This is a genomic window from Rhizobium sp. NZLR11, from assembly GCF_019685115.1.
In the GTDB taxonomy this organism is placed as follows: Bacteria; Pseudomonadota; Alphaproteobacteria; order Rhizobiales; family Rhizobiaceae; genus Rhizobium.
Genome location: NZ_JABDWD010000012.1, coordinates 138,357 through 160,861 on the forward strand (window position 1 = coordinate 138,357; position 22,505 = coordinate 160,861).

The 22,505-nt window shown below is 61.2% G+C and carries 22 protein-coding genes; 18 read left to right on the plus strand and 4 right to left on the minus strand.

Features of this window, described 5'->3' with window-relative positions; all coding sequences use genetic code 11:
* Positions 1-5 precede the first annotated feature (5 nt).
* Complete coding sequence (locus tag HJB83_RS21000) at positions 6-725, minus strand: GntR family transcriptional regulator (RefSeq protein ID WP_207584714.1); 720 nt, start codon at positions 723-725, stop codon at positions 6-8.
* 142 nt (positions 726-867) lie between these two features.
* Here HJB83_RS21000 and araD point away from each other — a divergent pair, with 142 nt between their 5' ends.
* The 12 genes from araD (at position 868) to HJB83_RS21060 (ending at position 12,051) form a co-directional block, all read left to right on the plus strand.
* The gene (araD, locus tag HJB83_RS21005) at positions 868-2,604 is read left to right on the plus strand and encodes an L-arabinonate dehydratase (RefSeq protein WP_221132556.1); all 1,737 of its coding nucleotides are present in this window, start codon (positions 868-870) and stop codon (positions 2,602-2,604) included.
* Between the two features lie 9 nt (positions 2,605-2,613).
* Positions 2,614-3,804 (plus strand): L-talarate/galactarate dehydratase, encoded by a 1,191-nt coding sequence (locus HJB83_RS21010; RefSeq protein ID WP_221132557.1) that lies wholly within the window; start codon positions 2,614-2,616, stop codon positions 3,802-3,804.
* A gap of 22 nt (positions 3,805-3,826) precedes the next feature.
* Positions 3,827-4,537, plus strand: coding sequence for a ribonuclease activity regulator RraA (locus HJB83_RS21015; protein WP_207584717.1), 711 nt, complete (start codon positions 3,827-3,829; stop codon positions 4,535-4,537).
* A gap of 66 nt (positions 4,538-4,603) precedes the next feature.
* Positions 4,604-6,121 carry an aldehyde dehydrogenase (NADP(+)) gene (locus HJB83_RS21020; RefSeq protein ID WP_221132558.1) on the plus strand — a complete coding sequence of 506 codons (1,518 nt, stop codon included), beginning with the start codon at positions 4,604-4,606 and terminating at the stop codon, positions 6,119-6,121.
* A 17-nt stretch (positions 6,122-6,138) separates the two neighbouring features.
* Positions 6,139-7,044 (plus strand): 5-dehydro-4-deoxyglucarate dehydratase, encoded by a 906-nt coding sequence (locus HJB83_RS21025; RefSeq protein ID WP_221132559.1) that lies wholly within the window; start codon positions 6,139-6,141, stop codon positions 7,042-7,044.
* Positions 7,045-7,232: 188 nt separating this feature from the next.
* Positions 7,233-8,753 (plus strand): ABC transporter substrate-binding protein, encoded by a 1,521-nt coding sequence (locus HJB83_RS21030; protein WP_221132560.1) that lies wholly within the window; start codon positions 7,233-7,235, stop codon positions 8,751-8,753.
* 70 nt (positions 8,754-8,823) lie between these two features.
* Entirely contained in the window at positions 8,824-9,885 is a 1,062-nt protein-coding gene (locus HJB83_RS21035) for an Ldh family oxidoreductase (RefSeq protein ID WP_221132561.1), read from the plus strand.
* Between the two features lie 169 nt (positions 9,886-10,054).
* The gene (locus HJB83_RS21040) at positions 10,055-10,345 is read left to right on the plus strand and encodes a hypothetical protein (protein ID WP_207584721.1); all 291 of its coding nucleotides are present in this window, start codon (positions 10,055-10,057) and stop codon (positions 10,343-10,345) included.
* Between the two features lie 39 nt (positions 10,346-10,384).
* Complete coding sequence (locus HJB83_RS21045) at positions 10,385-10,789, plus strand: hypothetical protein (protein WP_207584722.1); 405 nt, start codon at positions 10,385-10,387, stop codon at positions 10,787-10,789.
* Positions 10,790-10,856: 67 nt separating this feature from the next.
* Positions 10,857-11,105, plus strand: coding sequence for a hypothetical protein (locus HJB83_RS21050; RefSeq protein ID WP_221132562.1), 249 nt, complete (start codon positions 10,857-10,859; stop codon positions 11,103-11,105).
* A gap of 317 nt (positions 11,106-11,422) precedes the next feature.
* Positions 11,423-11,653 carry a hypothetical protein gene (locus HJB83_RS21055; RefSeq protein ID WP_221115074.1) on the plus strand — a complete coding sequence of 77 codons (231 nt, stop codon included), beginning with the start codon at positions 11,423-11,425 and terminating at the stop codon, positions 11,651-11,653.
* Positions 11,654-11,787: 134 nt separating this feature from the next.
* Positions 11,788-12,051 (plus strand): hypothetical protein, encoded by a 264-nt coding sequence (locus HJB83_RS21060; RefSeq protein ID WP_207584725.1) that lies wholly within the window; start codon positions 11,788-11,790, stop codon positions 12,049-12,051.
* 87 nt (positions 12,052-12,138) lie between these two features.
* Here HJB83_RS21060 and HJB83_RS21065 read toward each other — a convergent pair whose 3' ends face one another.
* The gene (locus HJB83_RS21065) at positions 12,139-13,209 is read right to left on the minus strand and encodes a LacI family DNA-binding transcriptional regulator (protein WP_221132563.1); all 1,071 of its coding nucleotides are present in this window, start codon (positions 13,207-13,209) and stop codon (positions 12,139-12,141) included.
* Positions 13,210-13,387: 178 nt separating this feature from the next.
* Here HJB83_RS21065 and HJB83_RS21070 point away from each other — a divergent pair, with 178 nt between their 5' ends.
* The 4 genes from HJB83_RS21070 (at position 13,388) to HJB83_RS21085 (ending at position 17,763) form a co-directional block, all read left to right on the plus strand.
* Entirely contained in the window at positions 13,388-14,215 is an 828-nt protein-coding gene (locus tag HJB83_RS21070; RefSeq protein WP_221132564.1) for an ABC transporter substrate-binding protein, read from the plus strand.
* A gap of 64 nt (positions 14,216-14,279) precedes the next feature.
* A complete protein-coding gene (locus tag HJB83_RS34610; protein WP_221159583.1) occupies positions 14,280-15,815 on the plus strand; it encodes an amino acid ABC transporter permease/ATP-binding protein in 1,536 nt (511 codons plus the stop codon).
* 189 nt (positions 15,816-16,004) lie between these two features.
* On the plus strand, positions 16,005-17,141 hold the full coding sequence (locus HJB83_RS21080; protein ID WP_221132565.1) for an FAD-binding oxidoreductase: 1,137 nt from the start codon (positions 16,005-16,007) through the stop codon (positions 17,139-17,141).
* 115 nt (positions 17,142-17,256) lie between these two features.
* On the plus strand, positions 17,257-17,763 hold the full coding sequence (locus tag HJB83_RS21085) for a hypothetical protein (RefSeq protein WP_207584730.1): 507 nt from the start codon (positions 17,257-17,259) through the stop codon (positions 17,761-17,763).
* A gap of 68 nt (positions 17,764-17,831) precedes the next feature.
* Here the strand turns inward: HJB83_RS21085 and HJB83_RS21090 are convergent, their stop codons facing one another.
* Positions 17,832-18,560 (minus strand): endonuclease/exonuclease/phosphatase family protein, encoded by a 729-nt coding sequence (locus HJB83_RS21090; RefSeq protein ID WP_207585196.1) that lies wholly within the window; start codon positions 18,558-18,560, stop codon positions 17,832-17,834.
* 115 nt (positions 18,561-18,675) lie between these two features.
* On the opposite strand from HJB83_RS21090, the gene HJB83_RS21095 reads away from it, so the two are divergent.
* Positions 18,676-19,638 (plus strand): lysylphosphatidylglycerol synthase domain-containing protein, encoded by a 963-nt coding sequence (locus tag HJB83_RS21095; protein WP_207584731.1) that lies wholly within the window; start codon positions 18,676-18,678, stop codon positions 19,636-19,638.
* On the opposite strand, the gene HJB83_RS21100 is transcribed toward HJB83_RS21095, so the two are convergent.
* Positions 19,585-21,126: a phospholipase D-like domain-containing protein gene (locus HJB83_RS21100; protein ID WP_207584732.1), complete on the minus strand. Its 1,542-nt coding sequence runs from the start codon at positions 21,124-21,126 to the stop codon at positions 19,585-19,587. The genes HJB83_RS21095 and HJB83_RS21100 overlap by 54 nt on opposite strands.
* A 118-nt stretch (positions 21,127-21,244) precedes the next feature.
* Here HJB83_RS21100 and HJB83_RS21105 point away from each other — a divergent pair, with 118 nt between their 5' ends.
* Complete coding sequence (locus HJB83_RS21105) at positions 21,245-22,489, plus strand: DUF763 domain-containing protein (RefSeq protein WP_221115071.1); 1,245 nt, start codon at positions 21,245-21,247, stop codon at positions 22,487-22,489.
* Positions 22,490-22,505 lie beyond the last annotated feature (16 nt).

The window sequence follows — 22,505 nt, forward strand, 5'->3', positions numbered from 1 at the left end:
CAGGTTCAGACGAAGTAGTCCGGGAACTCCTTCCTGAGCTCTTCTACTTTTGCGACTGTGCGGCTGAGATGCTCGCGGACCGCATCGACGGCCCCCTGTTCGTCGCGAGCGGCAATCGCGTCGATGATGGCGTGGTGACCATCGAGGATGCTCATGATCTTGCCCTTTTCGGGCAGATGCAGACGTCGAATGCGCTCGAGATGGCCGGACCGCTCGCGGATCAGTTGATGGAGGCTGCTGCGCTTGGCGCCTGCGAACAATGTCTGGTGAAAGAGCTCGTCGAGCTCCTGGAAGATGGCAATCTGATCGACGTCATCGGCGACCGCCGACTGCATTTTTATGATCGAGCGGGCGCGCGTGATGACGCTCGGATCCGGATCCGGGTCAGTCGCGAGGCGGCGGCAGACTTCCGATTCCAGCGCGACACGAAGGAAATGCGCTTCGTAGATTTGCAGGACGTCTATCCTGGTCACCACAGTGCGGGACTGCGGGTAAATACGAACCAGGCCCTCCTGTTTGAGAAGCTGTAACGCGTCACGAATGGGCGTCTGGCTGACTTCATAGGTCTCCGTCAGCTCGGTGCGCGACAGCGTGGTGTCCGGCGGCAACTGAATGGTGATGATGCGCTTTCGCAGATCATCATAGACCCGCTGGACGGTGCTGCCGGCCGCGACTGGAAAGCCGGGTGCGGTCAGGCCGAATGTGGAAGCGAACTGAGAATTCATGTGAGGCAAATCCTTTTACACCATTCATAGCTTTACGTGACCTAATGCACAAGAATGCAAAGTTGCGGTTGATATATATGGCAAACTAAAATATTAGTTGGAGAAATTCGTAGAGCAGCAAGCAAAATGGTGGGAGAAAGCCGTGACCGCGAGGAAAACGTACGAGCAACTGCGGTCGGCCCGATGGATGCTGCCGGATGATCAGCGCTCGTTCGGTCACCGGTCGCGGACCATGCAGATGGGGTATGCGCCGGAGGATTGGCAGGGAAAGCCGATCATTGCCGTCATCAACACCTGGTCCGATGCCCAGCCCTGCCACATGCATTTCCGCGAACGCGCCGAATGGGTGAAGCGCGGCATCCTTCAGTCGGGCGGGTTTCCCATGGAGCTGCCTGCTCTTTCTCTTTCCGAAAATTTCGTCAAGCCGACCACGATGCTCTATCGCAACATGCTGGCGATGGAGACCGAGGAGCTGTTGCGGAGCCATCCTGTCGACGGCGCCGTTCTGATGGGCGGCTGCGACAAGACGACACCGGGCCTTGTCATGGGTGCGGTCAGCATGGGCATTCCCTTTGTTTATCTCCCTGCCGGCCCGATGCTTCGCGGCAATTATGCCGGCAAGAGCCTGGGCTCCGGCACCGACGGATTCAAATACTGGGACGAGCGGCGTGCCGGCACGATCACCAAGGAGGAGTGGCAGGGCATTGAAGGCGGAATTGCCCGCAGCTACGGCCATTGCATGACCATGGGCACGGCGTCGACGATGACAGCGATCGCCGAGGCTATGGGATTGACACTGCCGGGCGCCTCCTCGATTCCGGCAGCCGACGCCAACCACCAGCGCATGTCGGCCGCCTGCGGTCGCCGCATCGTCGATATGGTGTGGGAGGATCTGACCCCCGACCGGATCATAACGCCGGCGGCCGTCGACAATGCTGTCACCGTCGCCATGGCGACCGGTTGCTCCACCAATGCGATCATTCACCTGATTGCCATGGCGCGACGCGCCGGCATCCAGCTGGAGCTCGATGACCTCGACCGCATCGGTCGCACGACCCCTGTTCTTGCCAACATTCGGCCTTCTGGTTCGACCTACCTGATGGAAGATTTCTTTTATGCGGGCGGCCTGCGGGCGCTCATGAAGCAGCTCGGTGACAAACTCGATCCGACCGCGATAACCGTCACGGGCAAACCCCTGGTGGACGGCCTCGACCAGGTGAAGATCTACAATGAGGACGTTATCCGGCCACTGTCGAACCCGGTCTATCACGAAGGTTCGCTGGCAGTGCTCAAGGGGAACCTGTGTCCTGACGGCGCGGTCATCAAACCAGCGGCCTGCGACCCAAAATTCCATCGCCATTGCGGCCCGGCCCTGGTTGCCGACAGTTATGCGGAGATGAAGAAGATCATCGACGATCCCGATTATCCGCTGACGCCGGACACGGTGCTGGTGCTGCGCAATGCAGGCCCGCAGGGCGGGCCCGGCATGCCGGAATGGGGCATGATCCCGATGCCGAAGGCGCTGTTGAAGCTCGGCCTGCGCGACATGGTGCGCATTTCGGATGCGCGCATGTCCGGAACGAGTTTCGGCGCCTGCGTGCTGCACGCCGCGCCGGAATCTTACATCGGCGGGCCGCTGGCATTGCTGAGAACCGGGGACATGGTCGAGCTCGATATTCCGGCACGCAGCCTCAATATGCTGGCTTCCGAAGAGGAGATCGCAGCCCGACGGGCCGCCTGGGTGGCGCCGACGCGACATTACGAGCGCGGTTACGGCTTTATGTTCTCCAAGCATATCGAGCAAGCCGACAAAGGCTGCGACTTCGACTTCCTGACGACGGAATTCGGTGGCAAGACTCCGGAACCGGCTATCAATTGAGGAACCACGATGTTTGATCCCAATCGACGCTCGATCCCCGCACAACCGCCCAAGGCTGGCTTCGCCGCCGGCCCGTCCAAGCTGGACGCCATCCGATCGGTCACCCTGTCGCTTGCTTATCTGCCGTTGGCGCGGCCGATCAGCGACGCCAAGGTGTTGACGGGCCGGCAGAAGCCGCTGACGGAGGTGGCGTTTCTGTTTTGCGAGATCGTTTCCGAAGCGGGCCATAGCGGTCTCGGCTTCAGTTACTCGAAACGGGCGGGCGGACCCGCTCTTTATGCACATGCCTGCGAGATCGCCGACAACCTGATGGGCGAAGACCCCAATGATACCGCACGGATATGGGACAAGCTCTGCTGGGCCGGGGCCTCGGTCGGCCGCTCCGGCATTGCGACGCAGGCCATTGCCGCCATCGACATCTGCCTCTGGGACCTGAAGGCGAAACGGGCAGGCCTGCCGCTGGCAAAATTGCTAGGCGCCCATCGCGACAGCGTCGCCTGCTACAACACTTCAGGCGGCTTCCTGTCGTCGAGCGTCGAGGAAATCCGCGATGCTATCGATCACTCGATCGCCGCCGGTATCGGCGGCATCAAGATCAAGGTCGGACAGCCGGACCCGATGGCCGATCTTCGCCGGCTTGATGCCGTGACCAGCCATATCGACGGCCGTGTGCCGCTGATGGTCGATGCCAACCAGCAATGGGATCGCACGACGGCATTGCGCTTCGGCCGGCTTGTCGAGCCGCTCAATCTCGAATGGATCGAAGAGCCGCTCGATGCCTATGACGCCGAGGGCCATGCGGCACTGGCGCGCGAACTCGCCACGCCGATCGCCACCGGCGAGATGCTGGCAAGCGCCGACGAACATATGGCCCTGATCCGCGCCGATGCGGTCGACTTCATTCAGCCGGATGCGCCGCGTGTCGGCGGCATCACGCCCTTTCTGCGCATCTGCGCGCAAGCCGAGGCGAAACGCCTGCGCCTGGCGCCGCATTTTGCCATGGAAATCCATTTGCACTTGGCGGCTGCCTATGCGCACGAGCCGTGGGTAGAGCATTTCGATTGGCTGGCGCCACTGTTCAACGAGCAGCTCGACATCAAGGACGGCCGGATGATCGTGCCCGCACGTCCGGGGCTTGGCTGCAGCCTGACGGGCAAAGCCCGTGACTGGACAGTGGAAACGCGCAGCTTCGGCGGCTGAATTTGAACGAGGAGAAGGAAATATGAACCCCGCAACCCGTGAAAAGCTGATGGGCGTCTCGGTCGCGACCCTCTGCTCGGCGCTGTTCAAGCGCGGCTTGAGAAATCAGACGGTCCAGGATGTTCGGCCCGTGCAGCCGAAGGGCCGCAATATGGTGGGGCCGGCCTTCACGCTGCGCTACATGCCGGCGCGCGAGGACCGCAACGCGATGAACGTCTTTCGAAACCCGAAACATCCGCAACGGCTTGCCATCGAGACCTGCCCCGACGGCCATGTTCTGGTGATGGACAGCCGCAAGGATCCGCGAGCAGCCTCCGCCGGGGATATTCTGATTACCCGCCTGATGATGCGCGGCGGTGCCGGCGTCGTCACCGATGGCGGTTTCCGCGACGCCGTGACGATCGGTGGCCTTGATATTCCCGCCTATCACAATCGTCCTTCCAGCCCGACCAATCTCACGCTGCACGAGGCGATCGACATCAACGTGCCGATCGGCTGCGGCGATGTGGCGGTCTTCCCGGGCGACATCATGGTTGGCGACGACGACAGCGTGATCGTCATCCCGGCCGAGATCGCCGACGAGATCGCTGACGAAGCGGTGGAAATGACCGCTTACGAGGATTTCGTCACCGAGCGCGTCAAGCAAGGACATACGATCATCGGCCTCTATCCGGCCACCGACGAAAGCAACCTGACGCTCTTTGCCGAATGGCGGAAGGTGAATGGCCGCTAAAGCCGGCATCTTGGACAACGGATCACCGCATCAGGGCGGAGCGAGGCTCCGCCGAGGAGGATAACAATGAGCTGGACCCCTTCAGGCAGACATTTCATCGCCTGCGAGTGGATTGCCGGAACGACGACATTTCGCTCCGAGCCGGCGCACGGCCCGGCGCATGACTTCGCCGTCGGCACGACCGATCTGGTCGACCGCGCCTGCCGCGCTGCCGAGGGTGCCTTTGCGGCGTTTTCAGCAAAGACATGCGAGGAGCGCGCCATTTTCCTTGAGACGATCGCCGAGGAGATCGACAGACGTGGCGAGGCCGTCACGCTCATCGGAACTCAGGAAACCGGGCTCCCGGAGGGCCGGCTGAATGGCGAGCGCGCTCGCACCACCGGCCAGCTCAAGCTGTTTGCCGAGCATATCCGCAAGCGTACGCATCTTGACGCGCGCGTCGATGCGGCGCAACCGGATCGCCAACCGGCGCCGCGGCCCGAGATCCGCCTGGTACAGCGGCCGATCGGCCCGGTCGCCGTCTTCGGCGCCTCGAATTTTCCGCTGGCATTCTCGACGGCCGGCGGCGATACGGCAGCCGCGCTTGCTGCCGGCTGCCCGGTCGTGGTGAAGGGACATTCAGCCCATCCCGGCACCGGTGAGATCATTGCCGAGGCGATCGCCGCTGCTGTCGAACGCACCGGAATGCCGGCTGGCGTCTTCAGCCTGATCCAGGGCGGGCGCCGCGACGTCGGCACGGCTCTGGTGACGCATCCCGCCATCAAGGCCGTCGGCTTTACCGGATCGCTGGTCGGTGGTCGTGCGCTGTTCGATCTTTGCGCCCAGCGTCCAGAGCCGATCCCGTTTTTCGGGGAACTCGGCAGCGTCAATCCGATGTTCCTGCTGCCGGCCGCGACCGCTGCCCGGGCGGAGGCGATCGGTTCAGGCTGGGCCGGCTCACTGACGCTTGGCGCCGGCCAGTTCTGCACCAAACCCGGTATTGCCGTCGTGGTCGATGGGCCGGAGGCGGACAGGTTCGCCGGCGCTGCCAAGTCGGCGCTTGAAAAGGTGGCGCCGCAGACGATGCTGACTCAAGGCATCGCCACCGCCTATCACGACGGTGTCGATCGGATGCGGGCAAGCAATGCAGTCGCACCGGTTCTCACTGGAAAGAGCGCTGGCCGGGATGCAGCCCCGAACCTGTTCGAGACCAATGGCTCGGCCTGGCTTGCCGATCATTCGCTCAGCGAAGAGGTGTTCGGCTCTCTCGGCCTCGTGGTGCGCGTCGGCTCGCAAGAAGAGATGCTCTCCCTTGCCGAAAGCTTCCAGGGACAGTTGACCGCGACGATCCATATGGACGACGCCGATCTTGGTCTTGCCCGCGAGCTGCTGCCGATCCTCGAAAGGAAGGCGGGCAGATTGCTGGTTAATGGCTTCCCGACCGGCGTCGAGGTCGTCGATTCCATGGTTCATGGCGGCCCCTATCCGGCCTCGACCAATTTCGGCGCGACCAGCGTCGGGACCATGTCGATCCGCAGGTTTCTCCGCCCTGTTTCCTACCAGAACTTTCCCGTCGGCCTGCTGCCCCAAGACCTGCGCAACTGAAACCGAGGAAAAGCAAATTGATCGCCGCGACGGAACTTCGCGAGATTATTCGCAACGGCCTGCTGTCCTTTCCCGTCACCCCGTTCGATGCCGAGGACCGGTTTGCCCCGAAGCCGTTTTCAGCGCATCTGGAATGGCTGTCATCCTACCCCGTTGCCGGATTGATCGTTGCCGGCGGCACTGGTGAACTGTTCTCGCTGACGCCTGGCGAGGTGGTCGAGGTGGTGAAAGCCGCCCGTGCCGTGTCCGGCGACGCGCCGGTCATTGCCGGATGCGGCTACGGCACGCGCATTGCCTGCGACATGGCGCGCGAAATCGAGGCGGCAGGGGGCGACGGCATTCTTCTGCTGCCGCACTATCTGACCGAGGCGCCGGCAGACGGCATCGCCGCGCGTATACGGGCCGTCTGCAAGGCGACCAATATTGGCGTTATCGTTTACAATCGCGGCCAGGCGCGGGTTTCCGCCGAACAGCTTGCTCAACTTGCCGATGAATGCCCAAATTTGATCGGCTTCAAGGATGGTACCGGCGACATCGACACGGTGCGCCGGGTCACGATCGCCCTCGGAGACCGCCTTTCCTATATCGGTGGCATGCCGACAAATGAACTGTTTGCCCAGGCCTATCGTGGCGCCGGCATGCCGACCTATTCCTCGGCGGTCTTCAATTTCGTGCCGGAAACGGCATTGAAATTTCACAATGCATTCCTGGCTGGCGACGACGCAGCCTGTGAACAGATGCTGCTCGATTTCCACTATCCCTTCGCCCGTATTCGCGATCGGAAAAGCGGTTATGCAGTGTCAGCCGTCAAGGCCGGCGTGCGTTTGCTCGGCTTCGAGGCTGGGTCAGTGCGTGCCCCGCTGACCGATCTTACCGAAGAAGAAGTGGACATGATGCGCGAACTCATTGCTTCAGCCGGGTAAGTTTTGAGCGTCCCAAGCATGTTGGGGGTTCGAGTTCCCGGCGCGTCGCTTGATCGCTGTTCTCAACTAGTATATTAGTGTACTTGTGCATTAGATTAGCTCTCGCAGGAGGAGGCGAGTGCCGACCACGGACATACGACGAACGATTCGTTGTGAGGAGCGCCGACGGCGCATGGGAGGAGAACGAAATGAAACTGCATTTGCTAGCTATCTGCTTTTCAACCACGATGATCGGGCTGAGCGGTGGCTCGGCTCACGCTGAGGATGCCAAGAGCAACGTGACTGTTGTGCTTGCCGAAACCGTCGATGTCGTCGAGCCTTGCATGGCGGCGCGCCAGGACGTCGGCCGGGTCATTTCTGAAAACGTCAACGAGATGCTGGTCGAATTCGACTACGTCAACGGCGGCCTCAAACCCCGTCTGGCGACGGAATGGTCGAAGATCGACGACGACACCTGGGAATTCAAGCTGCGCCCGAATGTCAAATGGCACGATGGCAAGCCGTTCACCGCCAAAGACGTCCAGTTCACGATCGAGCGCAACAAGAACAAGAAGCTCAGCTGTGAGACCGGCGGCAAATATTTCGGCGGCACGGAATTCAGCTTCGAGACGCCGGATGCCAACACGATCCGCATTACGACAAAACCGGCTCAGCCGATTCTTCCGCTGCTGATGACGGTGATGGCCGTGGAATCAGCCGAGGCGACACCAGCAGACGAATTCACCCGCAAGCCGATCGGCACCGGCCCCTATACGTTCGACAAATGGGATATTGGCCAGTCGATCGTGCTGAAGCGCAATCCGGACTATTGGGGGGAGAAACCGCAGGTGGAACAGGCGACCTATCTGTTCCGCTCCGACAGCGCGGTCGCAGCCGCCATGGTCGATGCCGGCGAAGCCGATATCGTTCCGGCCGTATCGGTGCAGGATGCCACCAACAAGGAAACAGATTTCGCTTATCCGAATTCGGAGACGACATCGCTGCGCATCGATACGCGCGCGGCACCCCTCAACGACCGGCGCATTCGCGAAGCGATGAACCTCGCCATCGATCGTCAGGCAATGCTCGGAACGCTGTTCCCTGAACAGGCGAAGATCGCCACACAGCTCGTCGTGCCGACCACGATCGGTTACAATGCCGATATTCCCGTCTGGCCCTATGACCCGGAAAAAGCAAAGGAACTGGTCAAGGCGGCGAAAGCTGACGGCGTCCCGGTCGATCAAGAGATTCGCATCATCGGCCGCAACGGGCAATATCCGAACGCCACCGAAGCGATGGAAGCGATGATGGCCATGCTTCAGGACGTCGGTTTGAACGTAAAGCTCGATATGTATGACGTTTCCGTGTGGAACGGCTACTTCGTGGCACCTTTCGTCACCGATTCCGGTCCGACGCTGACGCAGTCGCAGCACGATAACGCGACCGGCGATCCCGTCTTCACCGCCTTCGTGAAATACGCGACCGACGGCTCTCACTCCATGGTTCGGGATCCCGCAGTCGACGCCCTCATCGCCAAGGCGACCTCAGCCACCGGAGACGCGCGCACAAAACTCTGGAAGGAGCTTTTCGCCAAGGTGAACACCGAGATCATCGCCGATATCCCGATGTTTCACATGGTCGGATTCACCCGCGTTTCGCCGCGTCTCGATTTCAAGCCGACGATCGCGACGAATTCCGAGCTGCAGCTATCGCAGATCCGCTTCAAGTAAGCCGGTTTGCGGATCGACGCGCGGGCCGCCTTCCCTGAATGGCCCGCGCTTTCGATGACATGACGGATGGATGCCTATGCCGCTGATTGACCGCATTGACCTCACCCAATTCGCCGAGCAGATATTGATCCGCGCCGGGATGGAACCCGACAAGGCCGAAATCACAGCCGCCGTCCTGGTGGAAGGCGACATGATCGGCCACGAAACGCATGGCGTCAGCCTTTTGAACTGGTATGTCGAAGCGTTGGAAGATGGTTCGCTGGCGAAGTCGGGTAGCTACGAGGTGGTCAATGACCGCGGCGCAGCCTTTGTGTGGGACGGCAAATCTTTGCCCGGCGCATGGCTGCTGACCAAGGCGATCGACCAGGCCTGCGAACGCGTACGCGATCATGGCGTCGTCACCGCCGCAATCCGAAACTGCCATCATACCTGCGCATTGTCAGCCTTCATGCGGCAGGTTACCGAACAGGGCCTCATCGTTCAGCTGTCGGTGTCGCATCCCGCGGTAAGCCGGGTCGCGCCCTATGGCGGTACAAGGCCGCTCCTGACCCCCAACCCGATGGCGGCCGGCTTTCCGACATCCGAGGATCCGATTCTGATCGACGTCTCCGCCTCGATCACCACCACGACGATGACGCAAAACCTGGCGAAAGCCGGCAAGAAATTCCCCGAGGCCTGGGCCTTCACCGCCGCGGGCGAGCCGACCGATGATCCGCGCGAGGTGACCGAACGTGGCGGGACAATGATGCCCCTCGGCGGTCAGTTGAAGGGACACAAGGGCTTTGGGTTCGGGCTGATCGTCGAACTGCTGGGGCAGGGGCTTTCCGGCAAGGGACGGGCGAACGCGCCGCCCGGTGTGTTTTCGCAAAGCGCATTTATTCAGGTCATCGACCCCGCCTTTTTCGCCGGGCTGGACGCCTTTACCGCGCAGTCCGATTATCTCGCCTCTGCATGCCGCAGCAACCCATCCGCGCCGTGGAACGATGGCCCGGTCCGCATGCCGGGTGACAGCGCAGCCCGCAGGCGCCGCTCGGCGTTGGAAGAGGGCGTGCCGGTCGGCGATGTGCCTTGGGAGAAGCTCTGTAAATATGCCGCGCTTTTTGGCCTGCGCATTCCTGATGTCGCCGCGTGAGGCACGCGTCTAAGACTGGCCTTGAACGCGCGATGCCAGTCCCAAGCTCGATCTCCTGAAGACGTGTGTCATGACGTTTCCAGCCGAAATATGGAACAATCTCTATCGTCTCTTGTTACATTAGCGATGAAATAAGTAACGCGCAAAGGCAGGAACAGCTGGAGGTTCCATGAAGCGGAGCATAGGGTTTGGGCTGGTTTTTGCCGTTATTCTGACGGGCTGCACGACCGGTGCAGGCGATTACGCGTCGGCGGGACTGGCCCCCATTCCCGGCAGCATCACCTATCATGGTCAGCCTCGCACGAAGTTGACGAAATCGCCCGTGGGTTCTTCCTTCCCGCACAGCTTTACAGATCAATGGGGACGCCAGGTCGAGGAGATTTACATCATCCGGCCTGATCGGAGCTTGCTGATCGCCGAGCGCCACTATCGGCCGGTCTTCTCGCTCGACGATAACTAGAACAGGATGATTTTACCCCCAGGGGAAGGAGAATTGATCGTGCCGCGACGCAAGAGCACTGAGACGACGACCCTCGACACCAAAGGAGCCAAGATCGGCGAACCGGTGCCGAAAGCCATCATCGATACGAACGCGGCCTCGGTCGGCATTCCCCGGCAGCCTGATCAGGGCCTGCGTGAGGAATTGAGCGCGTTGCGACAGCAAATCGACGCGCTCCAGCGGCAGGTGTTCGATGGTGCCCGATCGTTAAAGGGAGGCGCCCGGAAAGCAATGCGGCAGACGGAAGCGGCTGTGAAGCTCTATCCGGCTTCGACGCTCATCCTCGTTGCGGCCGTTGCGGGTGCGTTCGCCTTCGCTGGACGCCGCGCTTCTCTGCCGCGCCATCGCCATCAATCGCTGCGCGAGTTGAGGGATCTTTACGACACGATCCGCGAGCGCATCTGACAAGATTTCAGGATTGTCAGCATCGCGATTATGCCCGACACTTGCTCATCGAAGCGAGGGCAACCGCATGCTCGACATCATTATACGGAGCGCTCTTGATATTGTTCAGCGTACGGAGCGCCTGATCGAGGCAAGCAAGCAGCTGCTGAAGAGTGAAGACCTTGACGAAGTTGAAGTGTATGAACTCGATTGCGAGATCGAACGGCTCGGGGATGCGGTTTTCGTCGTGGAGGAAGCCATTCGGTCACTTGCACGCGCCGTCGAATGTTGGCCGCAGGCCGCACGGGCCTACGGCATATACAGAACATTGCATTGATGGGCTGTCGCTGCCTTAGGTAGAGCTGACAATTCACGGAGCCCGTTCCGGACGTGTTTTCGAGCCGCGATCTGCGTGTCACGCCGATGTCACGCGACCATGGAAACAATATGTGCTTGATCGGCATGGTTGGGATGAGGCTAAGGTCTCAGACCTAGCGATTGCCGTTCTGATGGCGGGAACCGGCCGCTCTGTTGTTTGATCGATTTTTAAGCGCATTGGAGACATTCGATGAGGGATGTGCTGCCGACTATCACGCGTGTCCTGAGCCGTGGACGGCTGGGGCAATCCTCCTTTTGTTTCGATGGGGCATCACGATGACCTCGAAGACCTCCCGGCGAAAATCTCAGCCCCACGAATTCATCTTTCCGGTTCACACACGCACGATCGCAGAGATCAGATATGACAGCCTCAGCCGAGTCATGACGGTGGTCTATCACGACGGTCGCTCGACGACGACGACTGGCATACAAGGCCCGGCGATGCTGAGGATTCTCGCCCAGCGTCCGCTGGAGCGCTCTCCGTTCCTGTTGCAGACGGTCATCTGACCTGGAGAAACCGTCGCCACCTCTTGTCTCTGCCGCGTGACAAGGCATCCGCTGGCTAAATCGGCATGATTGTGCATCCATTTCCCGCAGGCTGCGTTCCTCTCCTACAGTCAGACCTAATGGAGTGAATGCCGATGACCTTTCCACCGCCGAAAACCGAAGCTCCCGCGCAACGCTTTGAACAGGCAACCGAGGCCGCGCGCGACGCATTGGAAAGACTGATTGCCGTCGCCAATGAGTCCGGATGGGCAACCGGAGAGATAACCGCGGCGCTGCTTAAGGCCGCGCAATTTCTGAGCGACGCCAACAAGAAAGATCCCGATCCGGCTGATGACCCTGTCATCAGCGATGCTTCCGCTAGGCAAGAGCAGATTGGTCATGGCGAGCTGTACGACTAAGCATGTCGCGCAAAAGTGCGCAGCGGTTTTGCAGCAACGACATGCGTAAAGACAAAACCTAAAGCGCGACGCGCTTTAACCCAGATTTTACCGGCCGATCGTCGCAACGGAGCCGCGCACGACGAGGCTGGTGGCAACGCGCAGACGTTCGACGGCAAGCGGGGTGCGTTCGATGCGGGCGACGAGCCGTTCGCCGGCGAGTTTGCCCAGTTCGTAGACGCGCTGGTCGACGATGGTGATCGGCGGAACGGTGACGCTGGTCCAGTCGGCGTCCAGAAACGAAATCATCGAGACATCCTGAGGGATCGACAAGCCGAGCGACTGCAGTGACTTGAAAATGCGCAAGCCCACGAGACTGTCGGATGCCAACAGCGCCGTCGGCGGCGATATCTCCGAGAGCAGGCGTTTTATCACGGCGTTTGTCTGCTGCTGGTTCGTGGCGCCGAGCCGGATGTAATGAAGAGGGTTCGGCAAACCCGCCTCGGTCAGAGCGCTGACGAAGCCTTCCATGCGTTCGCGCACGGCGGAATTTGATATCCGCCCGAGATCAGTGAGCCCGCCGTCCTCGGCGTCCATGGCGGAGATATAGGCGAGGCGGCGATGGCCCTGGCCGATCAGATACCTTGTCGCGGTGAGTGCCGCATCCCTGTCATCCCCGGTCACGGCGTCGACATCAAGCTCCGGGATGGCCCTGTCGAATAGAACCAATGGCACGCCGGCGCGGCGGACGTGCTGCAGGTGATCGAGGCGATCGCAGCGGGCCGGCGTGACGATCAGGCCATCGACGCGTTTACCGATCAGCAGGTCGACCGCCGATTTTTCCGCATCGATCTGTTCGCCCGAATTGGCGATGATGACGTTGAAGCCCGCAAGCCGGGCTGCATCGGTAATGCCGCGCACGGCGAGGCTGAAGAAAGCATTCTCGATATCGCCGACCACCACGCCGATAATGCCTGAGCGTCCCGTGCTCATGCTTCGGGCGAGCTCGTTCGGGCGGTATTCGAGCGCGGCGGCGGCCGCCGTCACCTGATCCTTGATCTTGTCGCTGACGACGCCATAGCCGCCGAGCACGCGGGCTGCCGTCGCCTTCGAGACCCTTGCTGCCTTCGCGACGTCGGCAACCGTGACTGAACGTTTCGGGGCAGCGGAATCTTCCATGGCGCAGCACTACAAGAGTTGTTGACGGCCGGTCAATTGACAGATATCAAATATGTCGTGAGACCGGTCTCTTTATATAGAAGACCGGTATCTTGTCCAGAAGTCTTCGTCGCACGGGCGACGAGACCGGATGATAACGAATGCCGACAAGAGCATCCCTTCAGAGCGGAGAACGAACATGAAGCCTTTTGAATCTTTCGCGGCCGTCGCGGCTCCATTGCGGGCTGGCCTTCTGACGTGCCTTCTGGCGATGGGGGCCGGCTCTGCGGCCGCGGCCGACAATCCCTATAGCCTCATCGAGCCCGGGGTGATCAGCGTCGGCACGATGGGCGATGCCAAGCCCTATACGTTTGCGACGGCGGACGGCCAGTTCACCGGTTTCGATATCGAGTTGTTTCTCAACGTCGTCTCCCGCCTTGGCATTCCGAAAGACAAGGTCACGTTCACGGGCCAGGAATTCTCCGCACTTCTGCCGTCGGTGGCAAACGAACGGTTCGATGTTGCTGTCGCGGCGATCGGAACCACCGAAGCCCGGAAGAAGACCGTCGACTTTTCCGACGGCTATCTTGCCGGTTATCTCTCGGTCCTGACGGCGGATTCCGGCATCAAGGATGTCGACGGCCTCAAGGGCAAGCGTCTCGGCGTCGTGCAGGGGACCTTGCAGGAAGTCTATGCGGCCAAGAATTTCGGTGAGGCCGATCTCGTGAAATTCCCCGACAACAATTCCGCCGTGGCTGCCCTCAACAACGGAACGGTCGATGCGCATTTTCTCGACTACGAGGCTGCCAAACAATATGGCGAGCGCTATCCCGCGCTGAAGATTGCGGTCAACATCCCGTCCTTCGATGCGCCAGCGGGCTTCGTGATCCGCAAGGGAAATGACGCCTTCCGCACGGCGTTGAACACAGCTCTTCACGACGCGATGCAGGACGGCACCTGGAAGACCCTCTATGAAAAATGGTTCCCCGGTTCGCCGATGCCGGACCAGTACCTTCCCAAGAAGTAACGTCGTAAGCCGTCCGCTCCGGCGGACGGTTTCATGCCCGGCTTGGGCTTCGATGAGGATTTCGATGAACTGGCTTGAAAATCTGCGCCGCAGCTTCCTGGACTGGGACGCCATGGCCGAAGTGCTACCGAGCATGATCAGCGTCGGCCTGAAGAATACCCTGATCCTGGCCGCCGCCTCGACCGTGCTCGGCGTCGTTATCGGCATGGCTCTCGCCGTCATGGGTATCTCGCAGTCCCGCTGGCTGCGGCTGCCCGCGCGCGTCTATACCGATGTCTTCCGCGGTTTGCCGGCGATCGTCACGATCCTGATCATCGGTCAGGGTTTTGCCCGGATCGGACGGGAGATCTTCGGTCCGTCGCCATTTCCGCTCGGCATCCTGGCGCTCAGCCTGATTGCCGGGGCGTACATCGGCGAAATCTTCCGATCAGGCATCCAAAGCGTCGAGCGCGGCCAGATGGAAGCCTGCCGGGCGCTCAGCATGAGCTACGGGCAGGGCATGCGCTTGATCGTCATCCCGCAAGGCATCCGGCGGGTTCTGCCGGCGCTGGTCAATCAATTCATCGGAAACGTCAAGGATTCCAGCCTCGTCTATTTTCTCGGATTGCTCGCCTCCGAGCGGGAGATCTTCCGCGTCGGGCAGGATCAAGCTGTCGTAACGGGCAATCTGTCGCCCTTGTTGCTGGCGGGCGTCTTCTATCTCGTCATCACCGTGCCGCTCACTCACTTGGTCAATTACATCGATGTGCGACTGCGCCTGGGAAAACAAGGCCGCAGCTCGGGTGTTGCGAGTGGATTGGTCGAGGTGAGCGAAATGCGCGCCGCCGGTCCGCAACCCCCGGCAAAATCTGTCGAGCAGACCGAACCGCGCTTCAAGGGTGGTGCCCTGAACGTCCGGGATCTCACCATGGCCTATGGTAATCTCGATGTGCTGAAGGGTGTCGATCTCGACATCGCCGCCGGTACCGTCACCTGCATCATCGGTCCTTCCGGCTCGGGAAAATCGACGCTGCTGCGCTGTATGAATAGGCTGGTGGAACCGAAAGGCGGCGACATCCTGCTCGATGGCGCCAGCATTCTGGCCATGAAACCAGAGCGGTTGCGCCGGCGCGTGGGCATGGTGTTCCAGCACTTCAACCTGTTTCCCGATCACACCGCGCTTGAGAACGTCATGCTTTCACTGACGAAGATCAAGAAGATGTCGAGGCAGGAGGCGCGACGCATTGCCGAGGCGCGTTTGGCCGAGGTCGGTCTTGCCGAGCGCAGAAATCATCGCCCGGCAGGTCTGTCTGGCGGGCAGCAGCAGCGCGGTGCCATCGCGCGTGCTCTTGCGATGGATCCGGAACTCATCCTGTTCGATGAAGTGACGAGTGCGCTCGATCCCGAATTGGTGAAAGGCGTTCTCGACTTGATGGCAGCTCTCGGCCGCCAGGGCATGACGATGGCCGTGGTGACGCATGAGATGGGATTTGCACGCAGGGTGGCCGACCAGGTCGTCTTCATGGATGAGGGCCGCATCGTCGAAGCCGGCTGCCCGGGGCAAATCTTCGACAATCCCCACAGCGAGCGGCTGAAACGCTTCCTTGCGGAAGTCCTCTAAAGCATGTCGCGCAAAAGTGTGCAGCGGTTTTGCGGCAACGACATGCGCAAAAAACAAAGAGCCAAAGCGCGAGGAGCGAATCTGAAAGATCGCGACGCGCTTTAGCCCCTGACGCGAGGCATGCCGCTGAGGGCTCCTACGACGGATGCATGGAATTCGTTCGACATAGCAGGAAACAAGGTTATCGACATGAATGCTTCCCCCAAACCTTCGAAGGTCGTCGTCATCGGTGGCGGCATATTCGGCGTCTCGACGGCTGTCCATCTCGCTCGCCTCGGGATCGCCACCGTGCTCGTCAGCGATGGGCCGCTTGCCAATGGCGCCTCCGGCCGTTCGCTCGCCTGGCTCAATTCGGCCCGGAAACGCTCTGATGCCTATCACCGGCTGCGCCTCGCCGGCATCGACCGTTATCGCACCCTTGCTGCCCGATATCCGGATGCGCCCTGGCTGCGTTTCGATGGCGGCCTGACCTGGGATGCCGATGACGCCGGCAATGAGATAGCCGAGGTCTTCGACTTCGAGCGCGACCTCGGCTATCACGCGCAATGGCTGGCCCAGGAAAACATTCCCGGCGCGACGCCCGGCGTCGACGCCGGTGCGGTGACGCCGCAGGGCGCGATCTTCAATCCCGGAGAAGGTTGGGTCGATCTTCCCTCGCTGATCGGCCTTCTCGCGGAGGAATTCCGTTCGCTCGGCGGCGAGGTCGTGACGGACGCCGGGCGCGCGGCGATTGATGTCGAAGGCGCCCGTGTCTGCGGCGTGAGCGCAGCGGACGGCAGACACTGGGACGCGGAGTCTGTGCTGCTCGCCGCGGGCGGCGCCGTTCCGGCAATCGTTGCCGAAGCCGGCCAGCATATCGACGATGCAACGCCGGTCGCGCTTCTCGTCAGGACCAAGCCGATCCGCCATTCGCTGAAGGCCGTGCTCAACACCCCCCGCGTCGCCATCCGACCCATGCCGAATGGCGGCTTCGCCCTCGATTCCGCCTGGTCCGAGGAAGAGGTCGAAGTGACGCCGGACGGCGGCTATGAAGTCAGACAATCGACGTTGGACGGGCTGCTGCGCGAGGCGTCAAAAGTTCTCGAAGGCAACCCGACGCTCGAGATCGAAGATTATGGGGTCGGCCCAAAGCCCATTCCGGGCGATGGCGAGCCGGTCTTTGGCGAACTGCCGTCGATCTGGGGTTACTTCGTCGCCTTCAGCCATAGTGGCGCCACCCTCGGCCTGATCGCCGGTGAACTGCTGGCCGACGAGATCGCCACCGGACGCCGTCATCCGCTGCTGGCGGAGTTTCGGCCCGAACGTTTCAGCGCGTCGCGAGGATGACGGTCGTGGAAGGAGCGGAAGTCCGACTCGGCGCCGTTGCGAACCGCGACCGGCGTCCGATGCATCCTTCTGAGCCGTCGAGCGTTCTATCGCCAGGAACAACTGGAGATCCATCATGTTCAAGGACGAACTCGGGGACATCGGCACAAACCTGGACAGGCGCGACAATACCGGCACCGCACCGGCTGCTTTCGAAGATGCAAACGCCAATCCCGATCTCATCAGGCGTGAGGGCTTCGCGAGCGAGGCCGAATATCGGGCTTATATCGCGACGCTCGGTGGTCATGCTCCGGTTGGAGGCACCTTTGAGGAGCCTCTCCTGGCCTCTGACAATCATGCCCTGGAAGGCCGTCTGCGAGAACTGAGAGAAGAACTCGAAAACCTCCGCGCCCGCCTTCAGGTGATCCAACATCAGGCTGCGACCGTCGTTGCGGCGAACGTCCGCTGGGCCGATGCAAGCGCCCACGCGCAGCTTGGCAATCAGCCCTGGCTCAAGCTGGCCGGCGCAATGGCGGCAACATTCGTCGTCACCAGAGGCATCACGCGGCTGCCGCTCGGAACCGTGGCGACGACGGCGCTACCGTTGGTGGCGGCCGCGATGAAACGGAAGTCCGTCAGGTGAACATCGTCCTCTAACGGGACATCGGGCACGGCACACTTCTGCTTCAATCGCCTTCTCTCGGCGTCCGTTTAGGCGAAACTAATTTCCGCAAGGAGAGGCAGGTGATCAGAGGCGACCCTTGTCAGTCGGTTTTCCAGGACCGTCGCCTGTTTGACGACGAGATCGTCGGAAACGAGAATGTGGTCAAGGCGCATCAGCGGATAGCGGGAAGGGAAGGTTGCTCTTGGTGTGGCCTTGCCTTCGCGCTGAGCATCCTTCAATGACTGAGTGGCAAGTCGGTAAGTCGCCGATGCCGGAATGGCGTTGAAGTCGCCGCAAAGGATGGTGGGGAGAGATTCGCCCGCTGTCCCGCGCAGCCAGCCCGAGTTCAACAGCGTCGTCATCTGCCGCATGCGCTCGCGGCCGCGAAGGCCAAGATGGGTGTTGACGACCAGCAGTTTTCTGTCGCCGACCAGTATTTCGACCGAAAGGGCACCGCGCTGTTCGCCGATGGATGGCAGCGGGCCGGCCTTGACCGCGCCAGTCGGCAGCGCGGTGATGATCGCATCGCCATACTGCTCTTCGGCAATCGACAGCGCCGGATGAAAATGAGCCTGCATCTCCAGAAGCGCGGCGATCGTATGGGCCTGGTCGATGCCGCCGGTCCTGCGCCTGAGGACATCGACCTCCTGAAGAGCGATGATGTCGGCTTCCGCCTCGGCGATGACTGAAGCAATGCGTCCGGGATCGAGCTTGCGGTCGTTGCCGATACAGCTGTGCACGTTATAGGTTAAGAGTTTGATCGTTTTTTCCGACATGAGTCCGCTGAAGCTTGTCCTTGGGGACATGGATCTCGTTCCCCAGGGGAACACAAAACTCATTTGATCGTTCCAGATTATCGAACCATCCCGTTTGCACTCCTGAGGACAATCGATGAGCTTGAAAAACATGATCTGGAATGGACTGCTCGTTGCTGCCCTTTGTTTCGCGGTCTTCCTTCTTTACCGCATCTTCCAACAGTACAGCCTCGAGCAGATCGTCCAATCGGTTCGCAGCATACCTTTTTCGAATTTCTGCGTAGCCCTGCTGTTTGCGGCGGCATCCTATCTATGTCTTGGCTGTTTCGATCTCCTGGCGATCCGTTCACTCGGCAAATCCTTGCCTTATCCCAAAATCGCGTTGGCTTCGTTCATCAGCCTGTCGCTCGGCCACAATATCGGTTTTGCCGGACTGAGCAGCGGCGCCTTCCGCTACCGTTTTTATTCGCGCTGGGGGCTGACGACCGAGGATGTCGCCAATATCATCCTGTTTTGCGGCATCACAGTCGGGCTGGGGCTGATCACGCTTGGCGGCCTGGCGATGATCATCAATCCCGGCGACGCCGGGCGCCTGCTGCGGCTCGATCCGGCCGGTGTGCGCATCTTCGGCTTGCTGGCGCTCATCGTGCCGGTCGTCTACGCGGGGCTGGCGTTTTTCATCCGCAGCAAGTTGCGGCTTTGGCGCTGGTCCTTTCAGTTGCCGCGATTTTCGATAGCGGTCGCGCAAGTTGGGGTCGGCACGATCAACTTCGGGTTCGTTTCTGCCTGTCTCCACCAGATGCTCTCAGCCTTCGGCGATGTTGCCTTCTTCAGATCGGTAACAGCCTACGTGCTCGCCAACTCGGCAATTCTTGCAACGCATGTTCCAGGTGGTCTCGGCGTGCTCGAGGCGACCGTCTCCTATGCGGTGCCGAAGGAAGCATCCATCGGCGCGCTGATCGCATTCCGCTGCGTCTATTTCTTCATTCCGCTGGCGCTTGGCGCAACGCTACTCGCAATCAGCGAGGTCGTCTTTCGCCGCCGATCACGTGGAGCGAACGAGACGGCGGACGAAGGCGCCGAGGCCCAGTCGGCTTAGCAGTGTGGTGGGCCGACCCGGGTCGAAGAGCGCGGTTCCCATGACTGGCTTGGTGCTGCCGGCCATGTCGACTGCAAACTCGCGCAAGCCGCGGCGACCATCATTCAGCGTCTCGATCGCTTCGATCACCGATCCTGTCCGAGCGAAGGCTGCAGCAAAGGTCTCGGCCGCCCTTCCTAGGTATTCCGAAAGCAGGCGGTTGCGAAGATCCACGATCCCCCGGCGTTGATCCTCGCCGTCGGCCTCCAAGAGCATATCGCATTCGGTATCAATTGCTTCCGAGCGGTTGTTGATGTTGGACGAGCCGATGCGCACCAATTTGTCATCGGCAATTATCAGCTTGGAGTGGACTAGCACCTCCACTTCTGTGCTCGACGCCAGCGGGGCTCGCCCAGGGGCAGTGGCTTTGGGCATGACCGGCCCCGGAACAACGGGATAGTAGATGCGCAGCCGATGAGCGCGATCAGCGCGTTTGAGGCGACGGATGACACGGTCGCGATTATTGCCCATGACAAGCTTTTCGATCAGCCCGTGAGAGCTGCGCGTACAGATGATGATGACTTCAGGCCCGTCTTCCTCCTCAAGCCCGGCGGCGATGGCCTCCGCGACGCGGAAGGAGGCGAGGTATTGTGCTTCGATGTAAAGTGATCGCTTCGCCCGGGCGATCACATCAAGTGTCATGTCGATACCGTCGCTTACGCCGGTCCGCAAGGCCGTCGAGGGTTCCGTCAGCGCGAAACTGACCGAAATATCTCCGATCGAAACCGGCAGATCATCGGGCCAGACGAAAGGCGCGCTCGCGACCAGCGGCGAGTGGCTTTCGCCGGTGGCGTCTTCCCAGCGCCGCCTGGCGATATCGCCGATCAGCTTGGCTGCGTCGCCCGTGACCATCGCTTGAACATCGTGCAGGGGGTCGTAGGAAACGCCGGCGGGATCACGTCGCAGTTTGTCTTTGGCGCGATGAAGCCAAGTGTCCCACCGCCGCGCCGTCAGATCCATCCCACCGATGAAGGAGACCGCGTCGTCGATGCAGACGAGTTTCTGATGATGGCAGCCGCCGACTGCCCGCGCAGAATCGAAGCGCAGATCGATCCGGGCATTCTTCGGGAAATTCTTCTTGCGAAACAGCTGCAGGGACTTGTTCGAATAGAGGGGGCCGAGCGCCCAGACGAGGATGCGTATTTCCAGTTCGGGATTTTCCGCCGCGAGACCGTGCAGCAGGTCGGCAAGCGTCTCCTCGGATTTATCGGGTTCCATCAGGATGTCGGGATTGAAATCCCATCCGATGATCCAGACAGTGCGCCGCGCCTGCCGTAGCGCCCGCGCCAGCTCGGCAAAATAGCTGTTGCCGTTGATCAGGAAGGCCGCCTTCGCGGCACTCCCTTGCAGGTCAAACCCACTGCAATCTTGCCTTTTATGGCCGACCAGCGCCGGCAATTTTGCCTGTGTCAGCGTCGGATGATTGAAGACGGTCTCAATTGCGGTCATGATTGCCTCTGCCTCTAACTGGGGAAACAAACGCTTGGAATATTTCTGGGTTCCCTGCGGTGGCGGAAGAGGCGGCCGGGCTGACTTCGTCCGGCGATAGAAAGCCTAAGGAAACGCGATGTCACAACGAGCAGGCAGTGCCGATCTTCCGCTTCACGGGGGACGTGTGCCACATTGGCTGGGCGACCGGATGACGCGACTCGGTACGCTGATCACCGAGGCGATCGTTCATCACTATGGCCGCGACGAATTCCTGCGCAGGCTTGCGCATCCCTTCTGGTTCCAGTCCTTCGGCGCGGTCATGGGCATGGACTGGCATTCCTCCGGCATCACCACCAGCGTTCTCGGCGCCTTGAAACGCGGACTGAAGCCGCGCGCCGGCGAACTCGGCCTGCATGTCTGTGGCGGCCGCGGCGCGCAGTCGCGCAAGACCCCGCAGGAGCTGCTGTCGATCGGCGAACGGGTCGGTCTCGATGGGGAGGGGCTGGCGACGACGAGCCGTCTCATTGCCAAGGTCGACAGCGCCGCCCTTCAGGACGGGTTCGATCTTTATCTGCACGGCTTCATCGTCGCCGATGACGGCCATTGGGTGGTCGTGCAGCAAGGCATGAATGGCGACAAGCGGCAGGCCCGGCGCTATCACTGGCTGTCGGAAGGGCTGGAGAGCTTCGTCGACTCGCCGCATGCGGCCATCGAGGGCAGGAGCCAGGGCGAGATCGTCAATCTGGCCGACAGGCGCGCCGAGCGTTCTCGGCGTGGCCAACTCGATCTGCTGGCGACGCTCGGTCCCGACCGGATCGTTCGCGAGGCCGCCGCGCTGCTGCGTGTTGAGCACCCGGCGCCCGAGCCTGCCGAACAACCGATGCTGCCGCACCTGATCATGCCGACCCATCACGACGTTCGCGAAAGTGACATCATCATGAGGCGCCTGCACGGAAATCTGGCCGCCGCAGCCGACCGTGGACCGGCGGATTTCGAAGAGCTGCTGCTGGTTCCAGGTGTCGGTGCCCGCACCGTGAATGCGTTGGCCCTGGTGGCCGAAGTCGTCCACGGCGCGCCTTGCCGTTTTTCCGATCCGGCGCGCTTCTCGATCGCCCATGGCGGCAAGGACCGCCATCCCTTCCCAGTGCCGCTCAAAGTCTATGACGAGACGATCGGCGTGATGAAATCGGCGGTACAGAAAGGCAGGCTCGGACGGGAGGAGGAACTGCAGGCGCTGAAGCGCCTCGATGACCAATCCAGGCAGATGGAACGCTACGTCACCGGTCCAGACCTCAAGGAAATTATCGCCGGCGAATTCCGCCAGTCCGCCGATTTCGGCGGCCGGAGCGTCTTCGGCTGTGAGGAGCCGCCCGCAGAGTAGGGCACCCCTTTGTGCC

Excerpts from the sequence above, each read along its gene's own strand:
- HJB83_RS21000 (WP_207584714.1), bottom strand. The coding sequence starts at position 725 with ATGAATTCTCAGTTCGCTTCCACATTCGGCCTGACCGCACCCGGCTTT.
- HJB83_RS21010 (WP_221132557.1), top strand. The coding sequence starts at position 2,614 with ATGTTTGATCCCAATCGACGCTCGATCCCCGCACAACCGCCCAAGGCT.
- HJB83_RS21015 (WP_207584717.1), top strand. The coding sequence starts at position 3,827 with ATGAACCCCGCAACCCGTGAAAAGCTGATGGGCGTCTCGGTCGCGACC.
- HJB83_RS21020 (WP_221132558.1), top strand. The coding sequence starts at position 4,604 with ATGAGCTGGACCCCTTCAGGCAGACATTTCATCGCCTGCGAGTGGATT.
- HJB83_RS21030 (WP_221132560.1), top strand. The coding sequence starts at position 7,233 with ATGAAACTGCATTTGCTAGCTATCTGCTTTTCAACCACGATGATCGGG.
- HJB83_RS21035 (WP_221132561.1), top strand. The coding sequence starts at position 8,824 with ATGCCTATGCCGCTGATTGACCGCATTGACCTCACCCAATTCGCCGAG.
- HJB83_RS21040 (WP_207584721.1), top strand. The coding sequence starts at position 10,055 with ATGAAGCGGAGCATAGGGTTTGGGCTGGTTTTTGCCGTTATTCTGACG.
- HJB83_RS21050 (WP_221132562.1), top strand. The coding sequence starts at position 10,857 with ATGCTCGACATCATTATACGGAGCGCTCTTGATATTGTTCAGCGTACG.
- HJB83_RS21055 (WP_221115074.1), top strand. The coding sequence starts at position 11,423 with ATGACCTCGAAGACCTCCCGGCGAAAATCTCAGCCCCACGAATTCATC.
- HJB83_RS21060 (WP_207584725.1), top strand. The coding sequence starts at position 11,788 with ATGACCTTTCCACCGCCGAAAACCGAAGCTCCCGCGCAACGCTTTGAA.
- HJB83_RS21065 (WP_221132563.1), bottom strand. The coding sequence starts at position 13,209 with ATGGAAGATTCCGCTGCCCCGAAACGTTCAGTCACGGTTGCCGACGTC.
- HJB83_RS21070 (WP_221132564.1), top strand. The coding sequence starts at position 13,388 with ATGAAGCCTTTTGAATCTTTCGCGGCCGTCGCGGCTCCATTGCGGGCT.
- HJB83_RS34610 (WP_221159583.1), top strand. The coding sequence starts at position 14,280 with ATGAACTGGCTTGAAAATCTGCGCCGCAGCTTCCTGGACTGGGACGCC.
- HJB83_RS21080 (WP_221132565.1), top strand. The coding sequence starts at position 16,005 with ATGAATGCTTCCCCCAAACCTTCGAAGGTCGTCGTCATCGGTGGCGGC.
- HJB83_RS21085 (WP_207584730.1), top strand. The coding sequence starts at position 17,257 with ATGTTCAAGGACGAACTCGGGGACATCGGCACAAACCTGGACAGGCGC.
- HJB83_RS21090 (WP_207585196.1), bottom strand. The coding sequence starts at position 18,560 with ATGTCGGAAAAAACGATCAAACTCTTAACCTATAACGTGCACAGCTGT.
- HJB83_RS21095 (WP_207584731.1), top strand. The coding sequence starts at position 18,676 with ATGAGCTTGAAAAACATGATCTGGAATGGACTGCTCGTTGCTGCCCTT.
- HJB83_RS21100 (WP_207584732.1), bottom strand. The coding sequence starts at position 21,126 with ATGACCGCAATTGAGACCGTCTTCAATCATCCGACGCTGACACAGGCA.
- HJB83_RS21105 (WP_221115071.1), top strand. The coding sequence starts at position 21,245 with ATGTCACAACGAGCAGGCAGTGCCGATCTTCCGCTTCACGGGGGACGT.